Genomic DNA, 21,554 nt, shown 5'->3' with positions numbered 1-21,554 from the left:
TGCTCAGCGCGCTTGCAGCGTCTCGTCAGGCGACTCGACCGGCGCGTCACCTGGCAGTTCGACAGGCGTAGCCAGCACCTTGTCGATGCGTTTGCCGTCCATATCGACGACTTCGAACATCCAGCCCTGCCACTCCACCCGGTCACCGGTCTGCGGCACACGCCCCAAGAGCAGCATGAACATGCCGGATACCGTGTGGTAACGCCCCTTGTCCTCCTCCGGCACCTGCTTGAGCAACAGGCGATCCTTCATTTCCGGGATGGGAATAGCCCCGTCCAGCAGCCAGCTGCCATCGTGCCGCTGCACCGCCCAGGCATCCTCGGCGTTGTTCGGCGTGAACTCGCCGGTGACCGCTTCCAGCACATCCTGCAGGGTAACGATACCTTCCAGTTCACCGTACTCATCGATCACGAAGGCCATCTGCATGCCGCTGGCACGGAACTGTTCGAGCAGTTCCATGCCGGTCAGGGTTTCCGGTACAAACACGCAGGGATGCAGCTGCTGGCTGAAATCCGGCTTCTCGCCACGGGCCAGGCTGGCAAAAGCCTGTTTGGCATGCAGGACGCCGAGCAGGTTGTCCAGACCGCCATCGCAGACCGGAAAGCGCGAGTGTTCGGAGTCGATCATCGCCTGGATGTTCTGCTCGACCGGCTGACGCAGGTCGACATACACCAGGTCGGAGCGCGGGATCATCAGCGAGCCTAGCTGGCGGTCATCCAGCCGGAAAACGTTGCGCACCATCTCGTGCTGGTGTTGCTCGATGATCCCCGCCTCCGAACCTTCTTCGAGCATGGCGTGAATCTCTTCCTCGGTAACCCCGCTGGTATTGCTCTGACGTACACCGAGCACCCGCAGCAGGGTGTGGGTCGACCAGGACAGCAGCAGCACGAAGGGCCGGGTGAGGAACGCCAGGGTAACCATCGGCCGGGCCACCAGGCGGGCAATGCTCTCCGGACTGAGCTGGCCGATACGCTTGGGCACCAGCTCGCCGATGACGATCGACACATAGGTGATCACCAGTACTACGCCCGCGGTGGCCGCGATACCGGCACTGCTGGCCGGCATACCCAGGCCCTGCAGCCAGGCGGCCAGGGGTTCGGCCAGCACCGCCTCGCCGACGATGCCATTGAGGATACCGATGGAGGTGATGCCAATCTGGACGGTCGAGAGAAACTGGGTGGGGTCCTCTGCCAGTTTCAGCGCCACCCCGGCGGCCGAGTCACCCTCGGCCGCCAACTTCATCAGACGTGCCTTGCGGGCCGCCACCAAGGCAATCTCCGACATGGCAAACAAACCATTGAGGACGATGAGCACGCCCAGAGCAAAAAATTCCACTGCGATTCTCCTGCCGCCACATATGCGCCACGGCCACTGCACAACATCAAGCGCGGGCAACGCCCGCCATCCCATGCCCACCGCCGGCCGGCGGGCCAGGTTCAATCAGTCACGACGCTGGCACACCTGCCGCCTGACAGGCCTGGGCAGGCTCTGCACGAGAGCAGGCGTTGGGAAAGCAGGCGCAAGGAAGATACAGCGCAACGGCGCTGCCAGAGAAGGGAAAAAGCAACGACAGGGAGGTTCCGCAGGGGTGTTCATACCGGTCAGCGAATGGCCAAAGATGCGCCATCATAGCCAGGCCATGCATGACGGCCATGAGGAAGGTTTTACAAAGTGTTTTACCTGCCCGGTTCAGTCACGTAACTCGAAGTCCAGCAACGCGACCTGACCACTGTCGTCAAGCAGGCTCAATTGGTAACCCCCCAGGCGCGGCAGGCTAAGCGCCTGCTCGCGGCCATCACCGAGCACGGCGAGCGGCTGGCCATCGAGGAACCACCAATAACGCCCGCTCCCCCCCAGTGCACTGACCTGCAGATTCAGCGCGCCAGCCTGCAGGCGCCGCAGGCGATCGCCCTGGCGCACCCCGACGATACTCAGGGGGGCCTGCGCCTGGGCGCTGGGCGGACAGTCCGCGCTGGGCGCCGGCAGGCGCGCGCTACGCCGTTCGCGGCGCGGCAGCCAGGGCTCCAGTGGCGCGGGCCAGAGCAACCGTTCAGCCGGCTGCGCCCGAGCACAGTGGCGCGCTACCCGCCGGCCTTGCTCGTCTACCCAGAAGTGTTCGCGCAAGCCCAACCCCAACGGCTGGTCAGCCGCCAGCAGGGTCGGCGGCACGGTGCCGTTGAGCGTCCAGGCAAAGCGCTGGCGGCGACAGTCGGCATGCTGGCGCGGCAACACCTGGCCCAGCGGCCAGCAGATTGCCGCCACACCGACGCTGTCCGGCTGCGGGTCGGCCGGCGCCACTCGGCCACGCTGGCGTTCGCGGTTTTCCAGCAAGTCATGTACCTGCAACAGCAAGGGCGCGGCGGAAGCCAGGCCAAACTGCCCCTGCACCGGCGTGCCATCCGGGCGACCGATCCACACACCGATGCTGTAGCGCGGCCCCACGCCAATCGCCCAGGCGTCACGAAAGCCGTAGCTGGTGCCGGTTTTCCAGGCCAGCGGGGCACGCTGACTGAGCGCCGCGCGTGGATCACGGTCAGGGCGTGCCTGGCCGGAGAGAATGCGCCGTACGATCCATGCACTGCCTGGCGAGAGCAGGCGCCGCTCACGCAACGCCTGTTGCGGCTGCAGGCGCACCTCTGCGGCCATGCCGTCTCGCGCCAGGGCACTGTAGGCGCCCACCAACTGTTCCAGGCGCGCGCCGGCACCGCCGAGGATCAGCGCCAGGTTCGGTTCGGCGCCCGCCGGCAGGTACAACGGCAGACCGGCCGCACGCAGCTCGCCGGCAAAGCGCTTCGCGCCATAGGCCTCCAGCAGTTGCACCGCCGGCAGGTTGAGCGAGGTGGACAGCGCCGTGCTGGCAGCCACCGGGCCGCTGAAACCGGCGGCGAAGTTACCCGGCCGGTAGTCGCCATAACGTCGCGGCACATCCTGCAGCAACGATTCGGAATGGATCAGCCCGGCGTCCAGCGCCAGGCCATAGAGAAACGGCTTGAGCGTCGAGCCGGGCGAGCGCAGGGCACGCACCATGTCGACATGACCGAAGCGCTGGTCATCGCTGAAATCCAGCGAACCGAGGTAGGCGCGCACCGCCATGCTGTCGTGCTCAACCACCAGCAGAGCCGCCGAGGTACGCGCCGGCAGGCGACCGCGCCAGCCCAGCAGGAGATCCTCCAGGCGCTGCTGCAGAGCTGCATCGAGGGTGGTGCGCAGGTGCGCGGGGGTATCGCCGCGATTCAGCCGGCGCGCCAGCAACGGCGCCAGCTGCGGTTCGCGGCGCGGGGCAAGAAACAGCTGCTCCTGCAAGGCATCACGCACCGCCTCGGCCGGCCACTGGCCGCTGGCCAGCAGGCGGCGCAAGACCTTGTCGCGCGCCGCCTGGGCACGCGCCGCATGACGATCCGGACGCAGTCGGCTGGGCGCCTGTGGCAGCACGGCAAGCAAGGCCGCCTCGGCACGGGTCAGCTGACTGGGCGGCTTGCCGAGGTAGGCCCAGCTAGCCGCCGCCACGCCCTGCAGGGTGCCACCGAACGGCGCCCGGTTGAGGTACAGGGTGAGAATTTCTTCCTTGGACAGGTGCCACTCCAGCTGCAGGGTGCGCCACAGTTGCTGCAGCTTGCCGGCATAGCTGCGCGCATGCGGATCGAGCAGGCGTGCCACCTGCATCGACAGGGTGCTGCCGCCGGACAGCACGCGCCCGGCCCGCGCGTTCTGCCAGGCGGCGCGCGCCAGGGCCAGCGGATTGACCCCGGGATGCTGGTAAAACCAACGATCCTCGTAGCCGAGTAGCGCTTCCAGGTAATAGGGCGAAACCTCTTGCGCGGTCACCGGGTAGCGCCACACCCCGTCCTGATCGGCAAAGCGCCACAGCGGCGTGCCATCCTCCGCCAGCACCACCCGCGCCAGGTCATCGCCTGGCAGCGGCAAGGGCCACAGCCGGTCGGCCAGCCAGAGCAGGGCCAGCAGGCCGAGCGGCGCCAGCAGCCAGGGCCGGCGCTTCAGCCACAACATGCCGGCGCTCCGCTGGCGCGCAACCGGCGGCACCGGAGCCCGGCCATGCTCAGCGCCCCTTCACCACCAGCCAGTCCGCTGTCTTGCCGACGGCCTGCCATTGCGGGCGATACATCGATTCGACCTGCGGCGGCGGCACCCGGTAACGCCCCGGCGTCACCGCCCGCGCCAGGTACAGCAGGTGGGTGGTGTCGTAGCTGTCGACATCCACCGCGGCGACGTAGCGATCAGCACGGTATTCCTGGTGGCGAATGCGCGCGTTCTGCATCTTCTCCTGCCAGTCACGCAGGTTGCTCGCGGCATCCTCCAGGGACGCCGAGCTGCCGGCCAGATTCTGGTTCTCCAGTTCCAGGCCTGCCGGCAGCAGGTCGACCACCAGCGCATCGGGGACACGCTGCTCGGCGCGTACCGCCAGATGCACCAGCACCAGGTCACCACTGCGCAGCTGCTCCAGCTGCAGCGGCTGGCCATCCAGGCCGTAGTACTCGCGTTCGATGCTCAGCGTATCGCCACCGGCCGCCGGCGCCTGACGCGGATAACCGGACAGGCTGAGCTGCTGGTAAACCGCCTGTTCGCCCGCCTGGCTAAGGCGCCACGGCGCTTGCAGCCAGTCGCCCTGCAAGGTCACGCCGGCTTCGGCAGGGCTGAACTGGCGCTGCCGTTCGCCGGCCTGCAGGCTGACCTGCCAGCTGCCTTCAGGACGATCCAGCAGACGCCGCCCGGCCAGGAACAGCGCATTGCGCTCCTGGGTCGACCAATACTCGCTGCGTACCGCGCGCTGCGACAGCTGCAGCAGCCGCTGCTCCAGGTCGTCGCCCAGGCCATGTTCCTCACGCAGCGCCAGGCTCAGCGCTTCGTCGCGCAGTTCGCTGCCGTAGTCCCCCAGCCAGTCACGCGCCGGTCGGCGAATCGCCTGGCTGGCGAGCAGCGCCTGCTCGGCACGTGGCGCGTCGCCCATCGCCTTGAGCGCTGCGGCAAGGTGTACCAGCGGCAGTCCGGAACGTGCATCGCTGCGCCGCTCGAACAGCGAACGCAGCGCGCCCAGCGGTGCCTGCTGGCTGCGCGACAGGACATAGCCGGCATAGGCCTGCACGGCAAAGCGGCTATGTTCCAGGCTGTCGCTATAGTGCGGATCGATCAGTTGGCGCTCCTGCAGGTAGCGCAGCAGGCGCGCATTGGCGCGCTGCAGGGCCTCGGCCGGCACGGCAAAGCCCTGCTCGCGGGCGCGCAGGAGGAAGTCGGTGACATAGGCGGTCAGCCAGTACTCTTCCTCGCCATCGCTGCTCCACAGGGCAAAGCTGCCGTTGTGGCGCTGCATGCCGAGCAGGCGTTCGATACCCAGCTCGATCTTGCGCTGCCGCTCAGACTCCGCTTCCACGCTGATACCCAGGCGGGCCATGGCCTTGGCATCGGCATACAACGAGGGATACAAACCGCTGGTGGTCTGTTCGAGGCAGCCGTAGGGATAGGCTTGCAGGGCGCGAATCTGCTCGCCCAGGTTGAGCGGCGGACGGCTCGACAACTGCAGCACGGCCTGCAGGCCGGCAGGCTCGAAAGCCTCCAGCTGCGCCGGGCTGAGTTCGAAGGGCTGCTCGGCCTTGAGTACCGCGAGGTGCTGGCGGGTCACGGCCGCATAGGCCGGGCGCACGCCCAGCGTCCACTGCCGGCTGAACGGCGCGGCGGGCTCTCCGGGCAGCTGCAGGTTATCGATACGCACCGCCAGCGTGCCACTACCGAAGCCACCGCCCGCCTGCACCTGCAGCGGCAGGGTCAGGCGCTGGCCGGCCGCCAGCTCGACACGCTGACGCGTGTTGCCAAGCAGTTGCAGCAGGCCATCGGCTGACAGCTCGACCTCCAGCTGCTGCGCCTGCCCGCTGAGGTTACTGAGATCCAGGGCCAGCTCGCTGCGGTCACCACCGGCGAGGAAGCGCGGCATCGACAGCTCGGCAACCAGCGGCGCGGCGACCAGCGTCTTGCCTTCAGCCATGCCGTACTCCTCGTCGTTCCAGGCCTGCACCATCAGGCGCAGCTCGCCATTGAAATCGGCAATGTCCAGGCTCAGTTCCGCTTCGCCCTGGGCATCCAGGCGCACCGCCTGGCTCTGCTCGGCGACGATGGTCACGCTGGTGGGCGGGCGCTTGCCGCCACCGGCCAGCGCGGCGTCACCGCCAAAGGCCAGGCTGGCGGCACGTCCCTGACCGACTTCGATCAACTGGTCGTAGACGTCCAGCTGGTCGAGGCCGTAGGCCTTGCGCCCGAAGAAGGCCTGGAAGGGATCGGGCGTGGCGTATTGGGTGATGTTGAGGATGCCTACATCCACCGCCGCCAGCAGCACGCGCACCTCACTGGGCAGCGAGCCATCGGCACGCTGCGCCTTGATGCGCACCTTGAGCGGCTGCAGCGGACGCATGCGCTCGGGCGCCTGCACGCTGAGCGCCAGCTTGCGCTGCTCACGGGCCAGCGGCAGGTGCAGCAGGCCAACCGCACGCTTGGGCGTGACCTGCGCCTTGCGCTCGCCGGGACGCACCACCAGCGCACTCAGGTACAGGTCATGGCGTGCCCAGTCGGCACTGATCGGCACCGTGAAGGTTTTGCCTTCGGCCGGCACCTCGATGCTCTGCCACCACAGCGGGCCATCCGCCGACTCGACCAGCAGGTAGCCCTTGCCGGCACTCGGCGGGGTGAGGGTGACCCGGGCCTCGTCGCCACCGGCATAGGCCGGCTTGTCCAGCGCCAGCTTGACCTGGTCGGGACGCACCGCGCCGCCCTCGGCGTTGTCCTGCCAGCGGTAACCCGCCCAGAAACGCAGGCTGCTGACCAGGCCGCTGTGCATGTCCTGCACTTCCAGGCGGTAGGGCCCCCACTCCACCGGCACGCTGACTTTCGCCGTGCCTCCGGCGGGCACGCTCAGGCTGTCTTCGCTGAGGGTGATGAAGCGCTCGTTGTAGCGCTGGGTCCAGCCATCGCTGTCGGAATGATTCCAGTAGTAATCGCGCTGCTCACGAATCAGCCGCACACGCAACTGGTCACTGGCCAGCTTGTTGCCGGCGACATCGGCCAGCAGCACCTCGAACTCAGCCTGACTGTCGGCATCCACCTCTTCGCCATCGAACAGTGCACGCAGCCCCGGCAGGCGCTCGGCCGGCCAGACCGGCTGCAGCAGACGACGGGTCAACGGACGGCCGCCGGACTCCTGCAGACTGGCCTGGAGGATCAGCTGGACAGGCGAGCGCACCTCCTGCCACTGGCTATCGATACTCAGCCGTGCTTCCCCCTGGCTATCCAGGCTGGTTTCTTCCAGCTCCAGGTCCTGGCTCAGCTCACTTTCGGTCAGCGAACCGAACTGGAAACCCGGCAGGCTGGCTACCGCCTCGCGCAGCGGACGCACGAAGAGCTGCCCGGAAACACGGTTACCGCTAGCCGGCGCACCGTACAGGTAACGTCCGCTGAGCTGGAACTCGGCGTTCTGCTGAGGGCTCAGGGGTTGCTCGCTGCCACGGATATCCAGGGCCAGGCGCTCGGGCAGGAAGTCTTCGACCAGGAATTCATAGCGTTGCTGCTGGCCATCACCGAGATCGAAACGCAGCTGCCAGCGGCCGGTTGGTGCCTCTTCGGCGAGCGGCAGACGGTACTGATAGAGGCCACTGTCATCGGCCTGCCAGACAAAGCTGCGGCTCAGTTGCTGGTCGGGACGCCACAGCTCCACGGCAATCGGCGAGGCCTCGCCGGCGCGACCATCGCGATCACGCAGCAGGCCGTTGAGCAGCACGGTTTCCCCGGGACGATAGAGATCGCGCGGACCGAACACGAAGAACTGGCGCGGTAGTGCCGGCGCCCCGCCGATAGCGAACTCGGCGAGATCGAGCGCCGCGCCCTGCAGGTTGAGCAGGCTGGTCTGGCCATCCTGGGTCGCCAGCAACAGGCGCGCCGGCTTGCTCAGCGGCAACTGGGCATGCCCCTGGCTATCACTGACGGCCTCGGCCAGTTGGTTGCCCTGTTCGTCGAGCAGTTGCAGATGCACCTTGCCCAGCGGCTTGCCGCCCTGCAGCGCCTGGGCAAACACATCCAGCGCCTTGCGGCTGCGATGCACCGACAGGCCAATGTCACTCAGGGTGAACAGGGTCGCCGGCATGCTGTAGTCGTACTGTCCGGAGCGGCGCATCACCGCCAGGTACACCCCCGGCTCCTGCAGCGGCTCAATACCGGCCATCGGCAGCCAGAGCGTTTCCCGGGTATTGCGTGCCGGCTGCAGGTCGAAGCGCCCGGCATACACCAGCTCGGCCATCTTCAGCAGTTCACGCGACTCCCAGAGGTCGAGGCTGCTGCTGCGTCCCCAGCGACTGACAAAGCGCGAAAGCTGTTCCTGGCGCACCCGAAAGAACTCCACGTCGATGCGCGGCACATTCAGCGCAATCACCGGCAAGCCCTCGCCAAGCCGCGTCGGCAGCAACGAGCCACGGCTGGCAAAGCCCACGCTGGGCTGCAGGTCGCGGGTTTCCAGGCGATGCTCCTGCTCCTTGCCCAGGCGCTGGCCGTTCACTCCGCGCAGCCCGCCATCCACGGTAAGCACCAGCTTGCGCTTGGGCTCCAGCGGACGCAGACGCAACTCCATCAGGTTGTCGCTCAGCTCCCAGGCGCCATCGACCTTGCCGGCCACGCTGTCGACCAGGTGCAGCCGCTCGGCAAAGGGCTGCTCGGGGTCGAGGGGAATATTGAAGGTCAGGTTCAGCGTGCTGGCGCCATCGCGCTGCACTTCCGCGACATCCGCCAGACGCAGTGCCTGGCCGGCATAGCGCTCGGCCAGCGCCGGCAGGTCACGGTTTGCCTGGCGCGCACTGGGTGCACTGGACGCCACCGGGGCCACGGCACTGACACTGGCTTTTTCCGAGGTAGAAGAATCACAGCCGCTGAGCAGGCTCAGCAGCAAGGCCAAAAGCAATCCCTTGTTCGGCATGGGGGCTCCAGCAGGCGCGGATTAGGAAGGACAACAGCCGCCTGAGACCGGCGCCGCGGGAAATGATTCCCGCACTGGCCGGGCAGACAGAAAAAACCCCGGCACTATAGCCCAGGCCACGTTGGGGCAACGTGGCACGCCCAGCAAAATCCGCGACGCCCTGCCCTGCCAGACAGCACAGTCACCGGCTCGGGGCGGGGCTCAGGGCGCCAGGTAGGAGGAGCGGGTCAGGCCCAGGCGCAGGGCATCCAGGTACTGGGTACGCTCGCGAGCCGTGAGTCGCGCACCGGCCACCTTGTCGCGATACAGCGTCATCAGCTCTTCGGGCGACAGATGCACATAGCGCAGCATGTCCTCGATGGTGTCGTGGGTTTCGATGCCGGCGTGGTACACGCTGCCATCCTCACGCTGGTAGATGTTCACCGAGTCGGTATCGCCGAACAGGTTGTGCATGTCGCCCAGGATCTCCTGGTAGGCACCTACCAGGAAGATCCCCAACAGGTAGTCCTCACCCTCGCGCAACTCATGCACCGGCAGGCTGGTTTCGATGCTTTGCTCGTCGACGTACTGGCGGATCTTGCCGTCGGAGTCGCAGGTCAGATCCTGCAGCACGGCGCGGCGCAGCGGCTCCTCGCACAGCCGCGACAACGGCAGGATGGGCAGGATCTGGCCGATCGCCCAGGTATCCGGCAGGCTCTGGAACACCGAGAAATTGCAGATGTACTTGTCGGCCAGCTTGTCGTTGAGTTCGTCGAGTACCGCGCGATGGGAACGCTGGCGTGCCTTGAGCTGATTGTGCAGGCGCCGGCAGATGGCGAAATAGCACTGCTCGGCCAAGGCCTTGTCGGTCAGACTGAGCTTGCCGGAAGAATATTGCGCGGCGACTTCCTCGATGTAGTGCGTCGCCCGCCAGTAGCTTTCCGCGACCATCTCCGGGTCACTATCGCCGAGCAGCTCGACCAGGTTGGCCAGCACTTCGGGCAGTTCCTGCGCCGGGTCGATCTGCGGCACGGCATCGTTATGGCGCTCCACATCGGTGACCTGCACCACCAGCAGGGCATGGTGCGCGGTCATCGCCCGGCCGCTTTCCGAGAAGATATGCGGATGCGGGATATCCTGGCGGTCGCAGAACTCCTTGAGCATGTCGACCACCGTGGCCGCGTAGTCGTCCATGTCGTAGTTGATCGAACTGGCATTGCGCGAGTGCGTGCCGTCGTAATCGACACCCAGTCCACCACCGACATCGATGTGATCGACCGGCAGGCCGAGTGCGCGCAGTTCGCCGTAGTAGCGGATGGCCTCGCGAAAGCCCTTGCGGTAATCGGCAATGTTGGCGATCTGCGAACCCATGTGAAAGTGCAGCAGGCGCACTCCCTGCTCCAGTCCGGCCTGTTGCAGGCGCGCCACGACCTTGAGGATCTGTGCCGCGGACAGGCCGAACTTGGATTTCTCGCCGCCGGTATCGGCCCACTTGCTCGACGCCAGCGAGGACAGCCGCACCCGCAGACCGATCTGCGGCAGCACCTGCAACTCGGCGGCCTCCTCGATCAGCAGCGGGACCTCCGACTCCTTCTCGATGACGATGAACACGTTATGGCCGAGCTTTTGCCCCATCAGCGCCAGGCGGATGAACTCGCGGTCCTTGTAGCCATTGCAGACGATGGTGCCGCCTTTCGGCGCCAGCGCCAGCACGGCCAGCAGCTCCGGCTTGGAACCGGCCTCCAGGCCAATCGATACATTGGCGGTGGCAATGATGTTTTCCACCACCGCCTCCTGCTGGTTGACCTTGATCGGGTACAGCGCGGTGTAGCGATTCTGGTAGTCGAGGCGGGCAATGCTCGCGTCGAAAGCGCCGGTCAGGCGACGCACACGGTCTTGCAGGATGTCCGGAAAACGCACCAGCAGCGGCAGCGACAGGCCACTCTCGCGCAACTGTTCAACCTGCTCGTAGAGATCGATCGGCGCACTGTCCGGCCCCTTCGGGCGCACCTGCACACGGCCGTCGTCGCTGATGGCGAAATAACCGGCGCCCCAGTGGCGAATGCCATACACGCTGCGGCTGTCGGCAGCAGTCCACTGGCTGCCATCGTCTTTACGGGTACGTCGTGCGGCCATCGCAATCTCCTGTCAATGAGGCAAGGTGCCGGCCCGGTGGGCAGCATGATGAAACGGATAGATGAACAGCCGTGTGACACGGCCGTATGCGGCCGATCAGCCGCCGGATTTGCGGGCCTTGAAGCCGCGCCTGGCCAACTCTTCGAGCAACAGCTCGACCTTGTCACCCTGGATCTCGATGACCCCGTCCTTGAGCCCGCCACCACAGCCGCAACGCTGTTTGAGCGCACTGGCCAGGGCCTTGAGTTCGCTATCGGCCAGCGGCACACCGCTGATGGTGGTAACCGTCTTGCCACCACGCCCCTTGGTTTCCCGGCGCACCCGGACGATGCCATCACCAACCGGACGCTGCACCTCGGCGCAGCGACAGGCGTCCTGCGGCTGACTGCACGCCGGACAATGCCGCCCCGCGTCCGTGGAGTAAACCAGCCCACCCAGGGCTGACAATGACGAAGCTTTCTTGACCACCGGCTTTTCCTCAGTAGGGGTCAGGACAGGCAGGCCCCGCTCGGCCAGGGGCAACGCCACGAAGGCCGTGGCGCATCAGGCCAGACCGTGAAGGCCGCGCAGTGTAAGGGCAAAGCCATACCCTGCTAAGAGGCAAATTGCGCCATCCAGCGACGGATTGGCGACCTTGTGCAGCATAGCCCACAGGCTCACCGCAAATACTGCACAAGCCCCGCGCGATGCGCCTTAAGCATGTGCCAGGTAACGCTGCAAGGCCTGCAGCGAATCCGGGCAATAGGGGCGCTGGCGGGCGTCCTGCAGGACCTGCTCGGTTGCCAGGAAGCAGGCTTCCAGCACCTCTTCCGGCTGCAGGCTGAGCGGCGCATCGGAAACGCAGGAATACACGGCGCACCACAGCCGGTTGCCTGGCTGATCGAAGAAAAAGCGCCCATGCTCGGCCAGCGCCACGTCACGAATGCCCAGCTCCTCGGCCAACTCACGGGCAGCCGACTCGGCATAGCTCTCCGCAGCACCCACCATGCCGCCGGCGGCCGCATCCCAATAGCCGGGATACACGGCTTTGCTCAGGCTGCGCCGGTGCACGCAGAGGTGTCCGGCACTGTTGAACAGCAGGATGAAGGTACCGCGGCCGATTAACCCACGTTCACGCAACTCGGCACGCGGCAGGCTGCCAAGCAAGCGATCCTGCTCGTCGACCCAGGCGATCAGCTCGGCATCCGAGGCAGCGCGATGCGCCGCCTCACGGGCGCTGATGACCATCAGCCCTGGCTCAGCAAGGTGCGCAGTTCGATGATCGCGGCGTTGGCGCGGGAGATGTAGTTGGCCATCACCAGCGAGTGGTTGGCCAGCACGCCGTAGCCACTGCCATTGAGCACCATGGGGCTCCACAACGGCTCCTGGGCAGCCTCCAGCTCACGAATGATCTGCCGCAGGCTGACCGTGGCATTTTTCTTGGCCAGCACGTCGGCAAAGTCCACCTCGATGGCGCGCAGGAAGTGCGCCAGCGCCCAGGCCTGACCACGCGCCTCGTAGAACACATTGTCGATCTGCAGCCAGGGCGTCTTGACCCGCTGCTCGGCAGCCATCTGTTCGGCCTGCGCCGAAGCGCTCTCCACCGCATCGGTGTTCAGGCGCACGCGGCCAACGCTGGCCGACAGGCGCTGCGACAGCGAGCCCAGGCGCGTGGCGACATCGCCCAGCCAGTTATTGAGGTTGTCGGCACGGCTATAGAAGCGCGCATTGGCCTCGCTGGGATCGGCCAGGCGCGCCTGGAAGCGCTCCAGCGCCTGGATGCCTTCGGCATACTCAGCCTCCGAGGCCGGCAGCGCCCAGCTCTTGTTGTCGAAATTGAAGCGCGGCTCGGCCTTGGCCAGGTCCGGGTCCTCGGTGGACTGGGTTTGCGAACGGGCGAAGTCCTTGCGCAGGGCTCGCGACAGGTCACGCACCTGTATCAGCACGCCGTATTCCCAGTTGGGCATGTTGTCCAGCCACAGGCCGGGCGGCGCCAGGTCGTTGCTCAGGTAGCCACCCGGCTTGTCGAGCAAGGTATTGGCCACCTGCTTGAGGGTTTCCACCGTGGTGTAGCCATTGACCAGACGACGCTGCGCCTGTTCCGCCGCGGCTTGCGCCTGCTGCTGCACCGGGAAGGCAGCCGGCTCCTGGCTCCAGTACCAACCCACCAGCAAGGCCGTCAGCAGGTACAGGCCCAGCGTCAGGCCCAGCGCGCGACTGAGCCAGGCGCCGCCCAGATAGCTGCGCACATCATCCAGCGAGTCCTCGACCCGGTCGCGCGCCGCGGTGGAGCGCTTCATCCAGTCAAACATGGCAATTCCTTCAGGTTCGGTGAGCAGAGCATCGACCCGGTCGCGGACAGACACCGGGCAGTTGACGCACTATAAGCCAAGGCACGCTGCCAGGCAGCGCCTGCATGATGGCTTAGCCGAACAATCTGCGCAGTTGCACAGGTTTTTCGACAACAGGATGTAAACAGAGTAGAAACGGCAATTGCCTGGCGCCAATAAGCTGATAGCATCGCGCCATCACCGGAGTCAGACAGACCAGGGACAGCCTGCCAGACATGAGCGAGCACGAAGACCAGAGCGACCGCCTCAAGCAGCACTTTGCCCAGCGCGTGATCAACCAGGCGCGCCAGGTACTGGAAGTGTGGCAACGCCTGCAGCGCAACGCCTGGTCCAAGCAGGAAATGGACGAGCTGCAGGAGGGCAACCAGCGCCTGCTGCGCTATGCCGAGCGATTCGAACAGCCCGAACACTGCCAGATCGCCGAGGGCATCGAGCATTGCCTGCAGGGCGTGGCCGCCAACCGCAACCGCCTGTCCAGCGAACTGATCTGCGAGCTCAACCAGCTCATGCAGCGCCTCTCACGCACCGGCCTGCGGCATGGCGACCAGTTTGAACAGACCAGCCTGCCGCCGCTGCGCAAGCCGGTCTACCTGGCCCTGCAGGACAACGAACGACGCCTGCGCCTGGAACAGCAACTGAGCTCCTACGGACTGATCGCCCAAGGCTGCCCGGACAGTCAGGCCTTCCGCCAGGCCATGGCCGCCCGCCACCCGCTGGCCATCCTCATGGACGTGGACTTTGCCGGCGACAAGCAGGGCCTGCTGCTCGCCGAGGAGGCCCAGCAGGGCCTCGAGCAACGCATCCCCGTGCTGTTTTTCAGCGAGCAGGACAGCGATACCGCTACCCGCCTGCAGGCCGTACGCGCCGGCGGACTGGACTTCTACTGCAACAGCCTGGACGCCTGGACCATCCTCGAACGGGTCGAGCAATTCAGCCACACCGCGCATTACGAGCCTTTCAAGGTACTGATCATCGATGACTCGCGCGCCCAGGTGACGCACACCGAGATGGTCCTGAACAGCGCCGGCATCGTCACCCGCACCCTCACCGAGCCGCTGGAAGCGCTGGACGTACTGGCCGATTTCAATCCCGAGCTGATCATTCTCGACATGTATATGCCCGGCTGCGTGGGCACCGAACTGGCCAAGGTGATTCGCCAGCACGAGCGCTACGTAAGCATCCCGATCATCTATCTGTCCGCCGAGGACGATCTGGAGAAGCAGCTGGATGCGATGAGCGAGGGCGGTGACGACTTCCTCACCAAGCCGATCAAGCCCCGCCACCTGATCGCCACTGTGCGCACCCGCGCGACGCGCGCACGCAGCCTGCAGGCACGCATGGTGCGCGACAGCCTGACCGGCCTGTACAACCACACGCACACCCTGCAACTGCTCGAAGATGCCCGCCTGCGGGCTAGCCGCGACGGCCAGCCACTGTGCTTCGCCATGCTCGACATCGACCACTTCAAGAAGGTCAACGACAGCTATGGCCACCCTATGGGCGACCGGGTGATCAAGAGCCTGGCACTGTTCCTCAAGCAGCGCCTGCGCAAGACCGATCACATCGGCCGCTATGGCGGCGAAGAGTTCGCCGTGGTGCTGCCGGATACCGAGCTGGAGGCCGCGCAGCGGGTCCTCGACGAGATCCGCCGGCGTTTTGCGGAAATCCACTACCCGGCACAACCCGAAGACCTCTCCTGTACCTTCAGCGGTGGTATTGCCCTGCTCCGCCCAGGCGAGGACGCGCAGAGCCTGTCCAAGCGCGCCGACGAGGCGCTGTACCAGGCCAAGCACGGCGGGCGCAACCAGATTGCCTGCGCTGAGTAGGCATGGCGGCCATTGGCCATCTTTTTCGGCGTCAAGCAGTCGCCGTCACAAAACTGACACAGCACCGCAATAACCTGCCGCCATTCCCTGCCGCGGTCGATTGCTGCCATGCGCCTGAAAAGCCTGACCAACCTCAATACTTCACTGCTCCTGCTGGTATGCCTGAGCCTGGCCGCCACCCTGTGGTGGTCACAACGCGCCCTGCAGCAGCCTCAGCGCCTGATGAGCCTGTATCTGCAACTCAGCCAGGCCTTCCAGCAACAGGTGGCCGGGCAGGTACTGGCCTACCTGGACAGTGGCGATGCACTACGTCACCAGCAGGCCGAACAGGCCGCCCGGCAACTGGCCACGCGCATCGACACGCTACCGAACAGCCTGGCCGAACAACTGCGTCCCAGCCTGCTGCACCTGCAGGATTTCATCGCCAACCCGCTACTGGCCGCCGGCAAGCTCGCCGGCGACCCGCAAGGGCTGCTCGTGCAGGCTGAACGCGAACTGGCCGGCAACCTCGAACAACTGCAACGCTATGCCAGCAGTAGCCAGCACAACGATGCCGCGCGCTACCTGGCGCCCCTGCAGAGCAGCAGCCTGCATCTGTTGCGCCTGGCACACGCCCGTGGCCGCTATGTCAGCCAGGGGCAGGAGCAGCATCTGCAAGCCATCCAGCGCGAACTGCAGCAGCTGCAGGGGCTGGCCGAGCAACTGCAGGGCCTGCCGCTACTCGGCGAACAAACCACAGCCAGCGCCAGCAGCAGCTTCGCCGCCCTGCTGGAGCTGGACAGCAGCGAGCAACAGCAAAGCGAGGACCGCGGCAGCGAACTCAAGCGCGAGCTGGCCTACCTGTTGCGGCGCTACCCCGATGAGCTGCAGCGCACCAGCGCACTGGTGCAACAACGTCTGCAACTGCGTAGCGACACCCAGCAGCGTATCGACGCCCTGCAGCAGGCCCTGGCCGGCCTGGAGCCGCTGGTCCAGGCCGAACAGGCGCGCATCCAGCAGGATGTACGGACTATCCAGATCGGCCTGATCCTGCTGATCCTCGCCATCGCCCTGCTCATCGACCGCATGCAGCGCAGCCTGACCCGCCTGCTCAGCCAGCTGGTGCCGCAACTGAGCGCCTGGGCACAGGGCGATTTCAGCCAGCCCTTGCAACTGTCCTCGCGCATCGTCGAACTGCAGGCCATCGAGCAGTCGTTGCAACGCCTGCGCGAATACCTGCAGACCCTGGTCGGGGAAATCCGCCAGCATGCCGGCGCGCTGGCCGCCAGCAGCCAGCACCTCGCCGGACTGGGCGAAGAGCTGCAACACAGCGGCGAACAACAGGCCGCGGAAACCGCCTCGATTCGCGACGCCCTGGCCCACCTGCAGGACAGCATTGGCCAGGTGGCCGGCGACGCCGACCAGGCGGCCGGTGCCAGCCACGCCGCTGGCAGTGCGGTCGCTGAAGGCCAGCGGGTCATCGAACAGAGCCTGCATGGCCTGCACGGCCTGGTTGGCGAAGTCCGCGGCAGCGCCCAGGCCATCGAGCAACTGGCCCACGAGAGCGGCAACATCGGCAGCGTACTCAGCGTAATCCGCGGCGTGGCCGAACAGACCAACCTACTAGCCCTCAATGCGGCTATCGAAGCAGCCCGCGCCGGCGAGCTGGGCCGCGGCTTTGCGGTGGTCGCCGACGAGGTGCGCACGCTGGCACAGCGCACCGCCAGTGCCACCGAGGAGATCCAGCAACTCACCGCGCGCCTGCAACAAGCCGCCCAGCAGTCACTGGGCGCCATGCGCCAACAGGTGGAGCAGGCCGAAGGTACCGCACGCCAGGCGCAAGCCGCCGAAGGCGCCCTGGATACCGTGGTCGAGGCCATCCGCACCATGGCCGACCGGGTGCAGCGCATCGCCCAGGCCAGCGCCCAGCAACATGACAACACCGCGCAGATCAGCCAGCACAGCGAACACATCTACCGACGCGGTAGTGCCAACCTGCAGCGCATCGCCAGCAGCCGCCAACAGAGCGAACAGCTACGCGATCTCAGCGAACAACTGCAACACACCGTGCATCGTTTCCAGGTGTGACCTGCGACCGATTGAACCTGCTGCCGGCTGACGCAGTCCGTTATGATGCCCGCTCAGCCGTTCCTGCGAGTTCATCATGCGTCGTCTGCTGCCCCTGTTGCTTTTCGTGTTCACCCTGCCCGCCCTGGCCAGCCTGTTCGACAGCCGGCCAGCCAGCACCCTCGGCGCGCCGCTCAACAACAGCAGCGATTTCCTGCCGGTGGAGCAGGCCTTCCGCCTCGACCTGGTCGACAGCAGTCCAGGCGTTGTGCGCCTGCGTTTCACCAACGCCGAAGGCTACTACCTGTACCGCCACCGCCTGAGCTTCACCGCGGAACCGGCCACAGTGGCCCTGCAGGTCGTCGAACTCCCTCCAGGCCAGGCCAAACAGGACGAATTCTTCGGCGATGTCGAGGTTTACTACGGCCTGCTCGACGTGGAGCTGCGCCACAACGATCAGCAACCCTTTACCCTACGCGTGGGCTATCAGGGCTGCGCCGACCTCGGCCTGTGCTATCCACCAGAAACCCGCGAATTGCAGATCGGCAGCAGCGGCGCTGCCAGCGCATTGGACTGGCACAGTATCGCGCTGTTTTTCCTCGGCGGTCTGGCCCTGACCTTTACCCCTTGCGTACTGCCCATGCTGCCGATCCTCGGCGGCGTGGTCCTGCGTGGCGAGATCGGCGGACTGCGCGGCCTGGTGCTGTCCACCGCCTATGTGCTGCCGATGGCTCTGTGCTTTGCCCTGCTGGGCGCCTTGATGGGGCTGTTTGGCGCCGAACTGAACCTGCAGGCCCGCCTGCAGTCGCCCTGGGTGCTGGTGCCCTTTGCCGCCTTCTTCGGGGTATTCGCCCTGGCCATGTTCGGCCTCTTCGAGCTGCGCCTGCCGCACTGGCTGAGCGCCCCGCTGGACCGCCTGGCCGGCAACACGCGCGGCGGCTCGGTGGTCGGTGCCGCGCTACTCGGCGTTTGTTCGAGCCTGCTGGTCAGCCCTTGCGTATCAGCGCCGCTGGCCGGCGCCCTGCTCTACATCAGTGCCAGCGGCGACGCCTTGGGCGGCGGCCTGAAACTGTTCGCCCTGGGACTGGGCATGGGAGCACCACTGATCCTCTTCGCCACCGGAGGCGGCGCACTGTTGCCACGCGGCGGGCAGTGGATGCTGACGGTGCGCAACACCTTTGGCGTACTACTGCTGGCGGTAGCCATCTGGCTGCTCGAACGGGTCCTGCCGGGCGCCCTCAGCCTATTGCTGTGGGGCCTGCTGGCGGCCGGCGTGGCGCTGTTTCTCGGTACCCTGGAACTCACCCCGAAAAGCCCGCGACAGAAAATGGCCCAGCTTGTCGGTCTGCTGTTGCTTTGCTACGCGCTGGCCGCCTGGTTCGGCGCCCTGCAGGGGCACAGTGATCCCTTGCGCCCGCTGGGCAACCTGTCAGCCGACAGTGCGCCAGCCAGCAGCAGCGCAGCACACGACTGGCAAACCATCGATACCCCCGAGGCACTGGACAGCGCCCTGGCCGCTGCACGCAGTGCCGGACAGAAAGTCGCGCTGGACTGGTACGCCGATTGGTGCGTGAGCTGCAAGGTCATCGAACGCGAGGTGTTCAGCCAGGCCGAGGTACAACAGCGCTTGCAGGACTGGCGCCTGCTGCGCTTCGACATCACCGCCAGCAATCCGGCGCAACGCGCCCTGCTCGACCGCTACCAGCTGTTCGGCCCGCCAGCCATCCAGCTGATTGCCGGTAACGGCGAGGAATGGCAGGACCTGCGCGTGGTCGGCGAAATCGATGCCGCCGCCTTCAGCCAGCGCCTCGACCAGGCCAACGCCCGTCGCTAAGGATCGCCTGAAGTAGTCCTACATTTCCGACTGACTTCTGAGCATCCCTAGGCAGCAACACCTCGAACCCTCCGCGATGAGGCGAATGGCGCAGGCCGTGGCGCCACCCACGGCGTTGGACAGGTACTTCCGGCATCAATCCGCACTTGCCAGACTGGCCGGCCGCAAAGAATATGTTATGGTATAACATATTTATCAAAAGCAAATCCTCCAGCCCCTGCCCAAGCGGAGCGCTCGCAAGACACTGAAGCGCTGCCAGCCCCCCCGTAGCCCCCGACACTTAGAAAACGCAACGCTAGGAATACCCATGAAAGCCACTTCGGCCTCCCTCGCCGTCATGACCGCCCTGGTCACGCCTCAGATTCACGCTGCCTCATCCGGCAACTCCACCGTTTCGCTCGGCTCGGTCTACGTCACCCCGGAGGCCAGCGGCACGCTGCGCACCGACAGCATCCTGACCTCAGTCGACATCATGGGCAGCGACAAGATCGAAGATAAAACCGTGATGAACAGCTGGGAGCTGGTGGGCCAGATGCCCGGCATCCAACTGACCGAAACGCGCATGGGCGCCGAATCCGGCAAGGTGACCTTCCGCGCTTTCAACGGCGAGGGCTACATCAACGGCATCAAGACCCTGATCGACGGCGTGCCGAGCAACGTCAACAGCGGTAACCAGCGTTTCATCGACATGATCTTCCCGCTGGACATCGACTACATCGAAGTTGTGCGCGGCACCAATGACCCGCGCTACGGGCTACACAACATCGGCGGCAACATCAACTTTGCTACCCGCCAGGGCGGCAACTACACCGATGGCCGCCTGACCTACGGCAGTTTCAATACACGCGAATTGCAGTTGGCAGTTGGTCATGAGAAAGGCAACTTCGCGCAGAACTATTTCCTGGCCAAGCAGGACTCCGCTGGCTTTCGCGACCATAGCGACTCCGACAAATATTCCCTGGGCGGCAAGTGGTTCGTCAGCGATGACGAGCAGACCATGCAGCTCGGCGTGGTTGCCCGCCTCTACCACCACGAGGCTGAGGAGCCGGGCTTTCTCACCGCCCGGCAACTGTCGGCCAGCCGCACCCAGTCGCCGGCCAAGAACGCCAACGACGGCGACGACCGCGACATGAAGCACCTCAGCGGACATGCCGACTTCCAGCTCAGCGACGACCTGAGCCTGAGCAACAAGCTGTACTACAACAGCTACGACGATGAGCGCACCGTGACCTTCACCGACTACCCGGTCGGCAACGCCCCGCGCCAGCGCCGCCAGTGGCAGGAGCGCCAGGCCGGCGCGCTGAGCAACCTGACCTGGCGTGCCCACGAGATGCTGACCCTCGATGGCGGCATCAACTACGAGCAGCAGAACAACGAGTACCGTCGCTACCGCTACAACTTCGGCATCCCCACCGACTTCGACGTGCCGCCGGCCCGTACGCAGAACGACGATAGCTACACCCTGTACAACACCGGCGCCTATGCCCAGGCGATCATCCAGCCCATCGAGCAGCTGAAGATCATCCCGGCTTACCGGGTGGACACATTCTCCGGCAACACCGAGTTGATGAGCGGTGAGAAGGCCAAACTGCAGGACTATGGCTGGATCGAACAACCCAAGCTCAGCGTGGTGTACAGCATCACGCCGGTCATCAACGTCTATGCCAACTGGGGCCGTACCTTCCAGGTCCTCACGGGTTCCACTGCACCCGCCTACATGACTGTCGGCCAAGCCTCGTACAAACCGTCGATCAACACCGGCAAGGAAGTGGGTGTGAAGTTCAAACCCTTCGCCGGCTCCGAAGCGCGCATCGCCGTGTGGCAACAGGAAGCCACCGACGAAGTGGCCAACATGCCGAGTACCGGCACCACCGTCGGCCTGGGTGAAACCAAGCGTCGCGGCATCGACATGCAGCTCAGCGCACAGCTGAATGATCAGTGGACCGTGTGGGGCTCGCACGCCATCCAGGAAGCCAAGGTGGTCAGCGCCTTTACCGCTGGCGGGCAGTCGCTGTCAGGTAAGGAGGTGTTCTCCACGCCGCGCCACATCAGCAATGCCGGCGTCGACTACCAGCTCAACGATACCTGGCGTTTCGGCCTGTCGGCGCGTGCACAGGGCGACTACTACATCGACGAGCTGAACGAGCAGGGCAAGTACGGCGGCTTCGCAGTGCTCGATGCCAACGTGCGCTATCAGGTATCGACCACCACCAGTCTCGACCTGCAACTGAAGAACCTGACCGATCGCGATTACGAGTACGTATGGTTCGACAACTTCTTCTGGGCCGCTGGCGACGAACAACCAATGTTCTCTCCCGCTCCGGGCCGCTCGGCCTATCTGTCGGTGAATATGAAGCTGTAGATTCTGGCCCGAAGCCAAATCTGTAGGAGTCGGCTTGCCGGCGATCGTGTCAGTCAGCCAGCGCCCACAAGCGCGCTCC

Annotated in this window: 11 protein-coding genes; 4 read left to right on the top strand and 7 right to left on the bottom strand. The window is 65.6% G+C overall.

The features are described from left to right. Positions 1 to 3: 3 nt before the first annotated feature. The 7 genes from CW360_RS13720 to CW360_RS13690 all read right to left on the bottom strand — a co-directional run bounded on the left by CW360_RS13720 (position 4) and on the right by CW360_RS13690 (position 13,368). A complete protein-coding gene (locus tag CW360_RS13720) occupies positions 4 to 1,335 on the bottom strand; it encodes a hemolysin family protein (protein ID WP_212633302.1) in 1,332 nt (443 codons plus the stop codon). A gap of 354 nt (positions 1,336 to 1,689) precedes the next feature. Further along, entirely contained in the window at positions 1,690 to 4,008 is a 2,319-nt protein-coding gene (gene pbpC, locus CW360_RS13715; RefSeq protein WP_101194080.1) for a peptidoglycan glycosyltransferase PbpC, read from the bottom strand. Between the two features lie 49 nt (positions 4,009 to 4,057). Then, positions 4,058 to 8,962: an alpha-2-macroglobulin family protein gene (locus tag CW360_RS13710; RefSeq protein WP_101194079.1), complete on the bottom strand. Its 4,905-nt coding sequence runs from the start codon at positions 8,960 to 8,962 to the stop codon at positions 4,058 to 4,060. 201 nt (positions 8,963 to 9,163) lie between these two features. Further along, positions 9,164 to 11,077 carry an arginine decarboxylase gene (gene speA / locus CW360_RS13705; protein ID WP_101194078.1) on the bottom strand — a complete coding sequence of 638 codons (1,914 nt, stop codon included), beginning with the start codon at positions 11,075 to 11,077 and terminating at the stop codon, positions 9,164 to 9,166. 96 nt (positions 11,078 to 11,173) lie between these two features. Then, positions 11,174 to 11,545 carry a translation initiation factor Sui1 gene (locus CW360_RS13700; protein ID WP_093984372.1) on the bottom strand — a complete coding sequence of 124 codons (372 nt, stop codon included), beginning with the start codon at positions 11,543 to 11,545 and terminating at the stop codon, positions 11,174 to 11,176. Positions 11,546 to 11,770: 225 nt separating this feature from the next. Beyond that, complete coding sequence (locus CW360_RS13695) at positions 11,771 to 12,304, bottom strand: NUDIX hydrolase (protein WP_101194077.1); 534 nt, start codon at positions 12,302 to 12,304, stop codon at positions 11,771 to 11,773. Beyond that, complete coding sequence (locus tag CW360_RS13690; RefSeq protein ID WP_101194076.1) at positions 12,304 to 13,368, bottom strand: DUF2333 family protein; 1,065 nt, start codon at positions 13,366 to 13,368, stop codon at positions 12,304 to 12,306. Before CW360_RS13690 ends, CW360_RS13695 begins: the two co-directional genes overlap by 1 nt. A 254-nt stretch (positions 13,369 to 13,622) precedes the next feature. On the opposite strand from CW360_RS13690, the gene CW360_RS13685 reads away from it, so the two are divergent. From CW360_RS13685 to CW360_RS13670, 4 genes are all read left to right on the top strand, one after another. Beyond that, entirely contained in the window at positions 13,623 to 15,233 is a 1,611-nt protein-coding gene (locus tag CW360_RS13685; RefSeq protein WP_101194075.1) for a response regulator, read from the top strand. A gap of 108 nt (positions 15,234 to 15,341) precedes the next feature. Further along, positions 15,342 to 17,300 carry a methyl-accepting chemotaxis protein gene (locus CW360_RS13680; protein ID WP_101194074.1) on the top strand — a complete coding sequence of 653 codons (1,959 nt, stop codon included), beginning with the start codon at positions 15,342 to 15,344 and terminating at the stop codon, positions 17,298 to 17,300. Between the two features lie 76 nt (positions 17,301 to 17,376). Then, positions 17,377 to 19,113, top strand: a complete 1,737-nt coding sequence (locus tag CW360_RS13675) for a protein-disulfide reductase DsbD (RefSeq protein WP_101194073.1) — start codon at positions 17,377 to 17,379, stop codon at positions 19,111 to 19,113. Positions 19,114 to 19,420: 307 nt separating this feature from the next. Further along, entirely contained in the window at positions 19,421 to 21,475 is a 2,055-nt protein-coding gene (locus tag CW360_RS13670; protein ID WP_101194072.1) for a TonB-dependent receptor, read from the top strand. Positions 21,476 to 21,554 lie beyond the last annotated feature (79 nt).

Source organism: Pseudomonas fluvialis (genome assembly GCF_002835605.1).
Classification (GTDB): domain Bacteria; phylum Pseudomonadota; class Gammaproteobacteria; order Pseudomonadales; family Pseudomonadaceae; genus Aquipseudomonas; species Aquipseudomonas fluvialis.
The sequence above is the reverse complement of the archived record's forward strand: the minus strand, read 5'-3'. Positions and strand labels throughout refer to the sequence as shown.

Coding starts and splice junctions, on each gene's coding strand:
- pbpC (WP_101194080.1), bottom strand. CDS start 4,008: ATGTTGTGGCTGAAGCGCCGGCCCTGGCTGCTGGCGCCGCTCGGCCTG.
- CW360_RS13710 (WP_101194079.1), bottom strand. CDS start 8,962: ATGCCGAACAAGGGATTGCTTTTGGCCTTGCTGCTGAGCCTGCTCAGC.
- speA (WP_101194078.1), bottom strand. CDS start 11,077: ATGGCCGCACGACGTACCCGTAAAGACGATGGCAGCCAGTGGACTGCT.
- CW360_RS13695 (WP_101194077.1), bottom strand. CDS start 12,304: ATGGTCATCAGCGCCCGTGAGGCGGCGCATCGCGCTGCCTCGGATGCC.
- CW360_RS13690 (WP_101194076.1), bottom strand. CDS start 13,368: ATGTTTGACTGGATGAAGCGCTCCACCGCGGCGCGCGACCGGGTCGAG.
- CW360_RS13685 (WP_101194075.1), top strand. CDS start 13,623: ATGAGCGAGCACGAAGACCAGAGCGACCGCCTCAAGCAGCACTTTGCC.
- CW360_RS13680 (WP_101194074.1), top strand. CDS start 15,342: ATGCGCCTGAAAAGCCTGACCAACCTCAATACTTCACTGCTCCTGCTG.
- CW360_RS13675 (WP_101194073.1), top strand. CDS start 17,377: ATGCGTCGTCTGCTGCCCCTGTTGCTTTTCGTGTTCACCCTGCCCGCC.
- CW360_RS13670 (WP_101194072.1), top strand. CDS start 19,421: ATGAAAGCCACTTCGGCCTCCCTCGCCGTCATGACCGCCCTGGTCACG.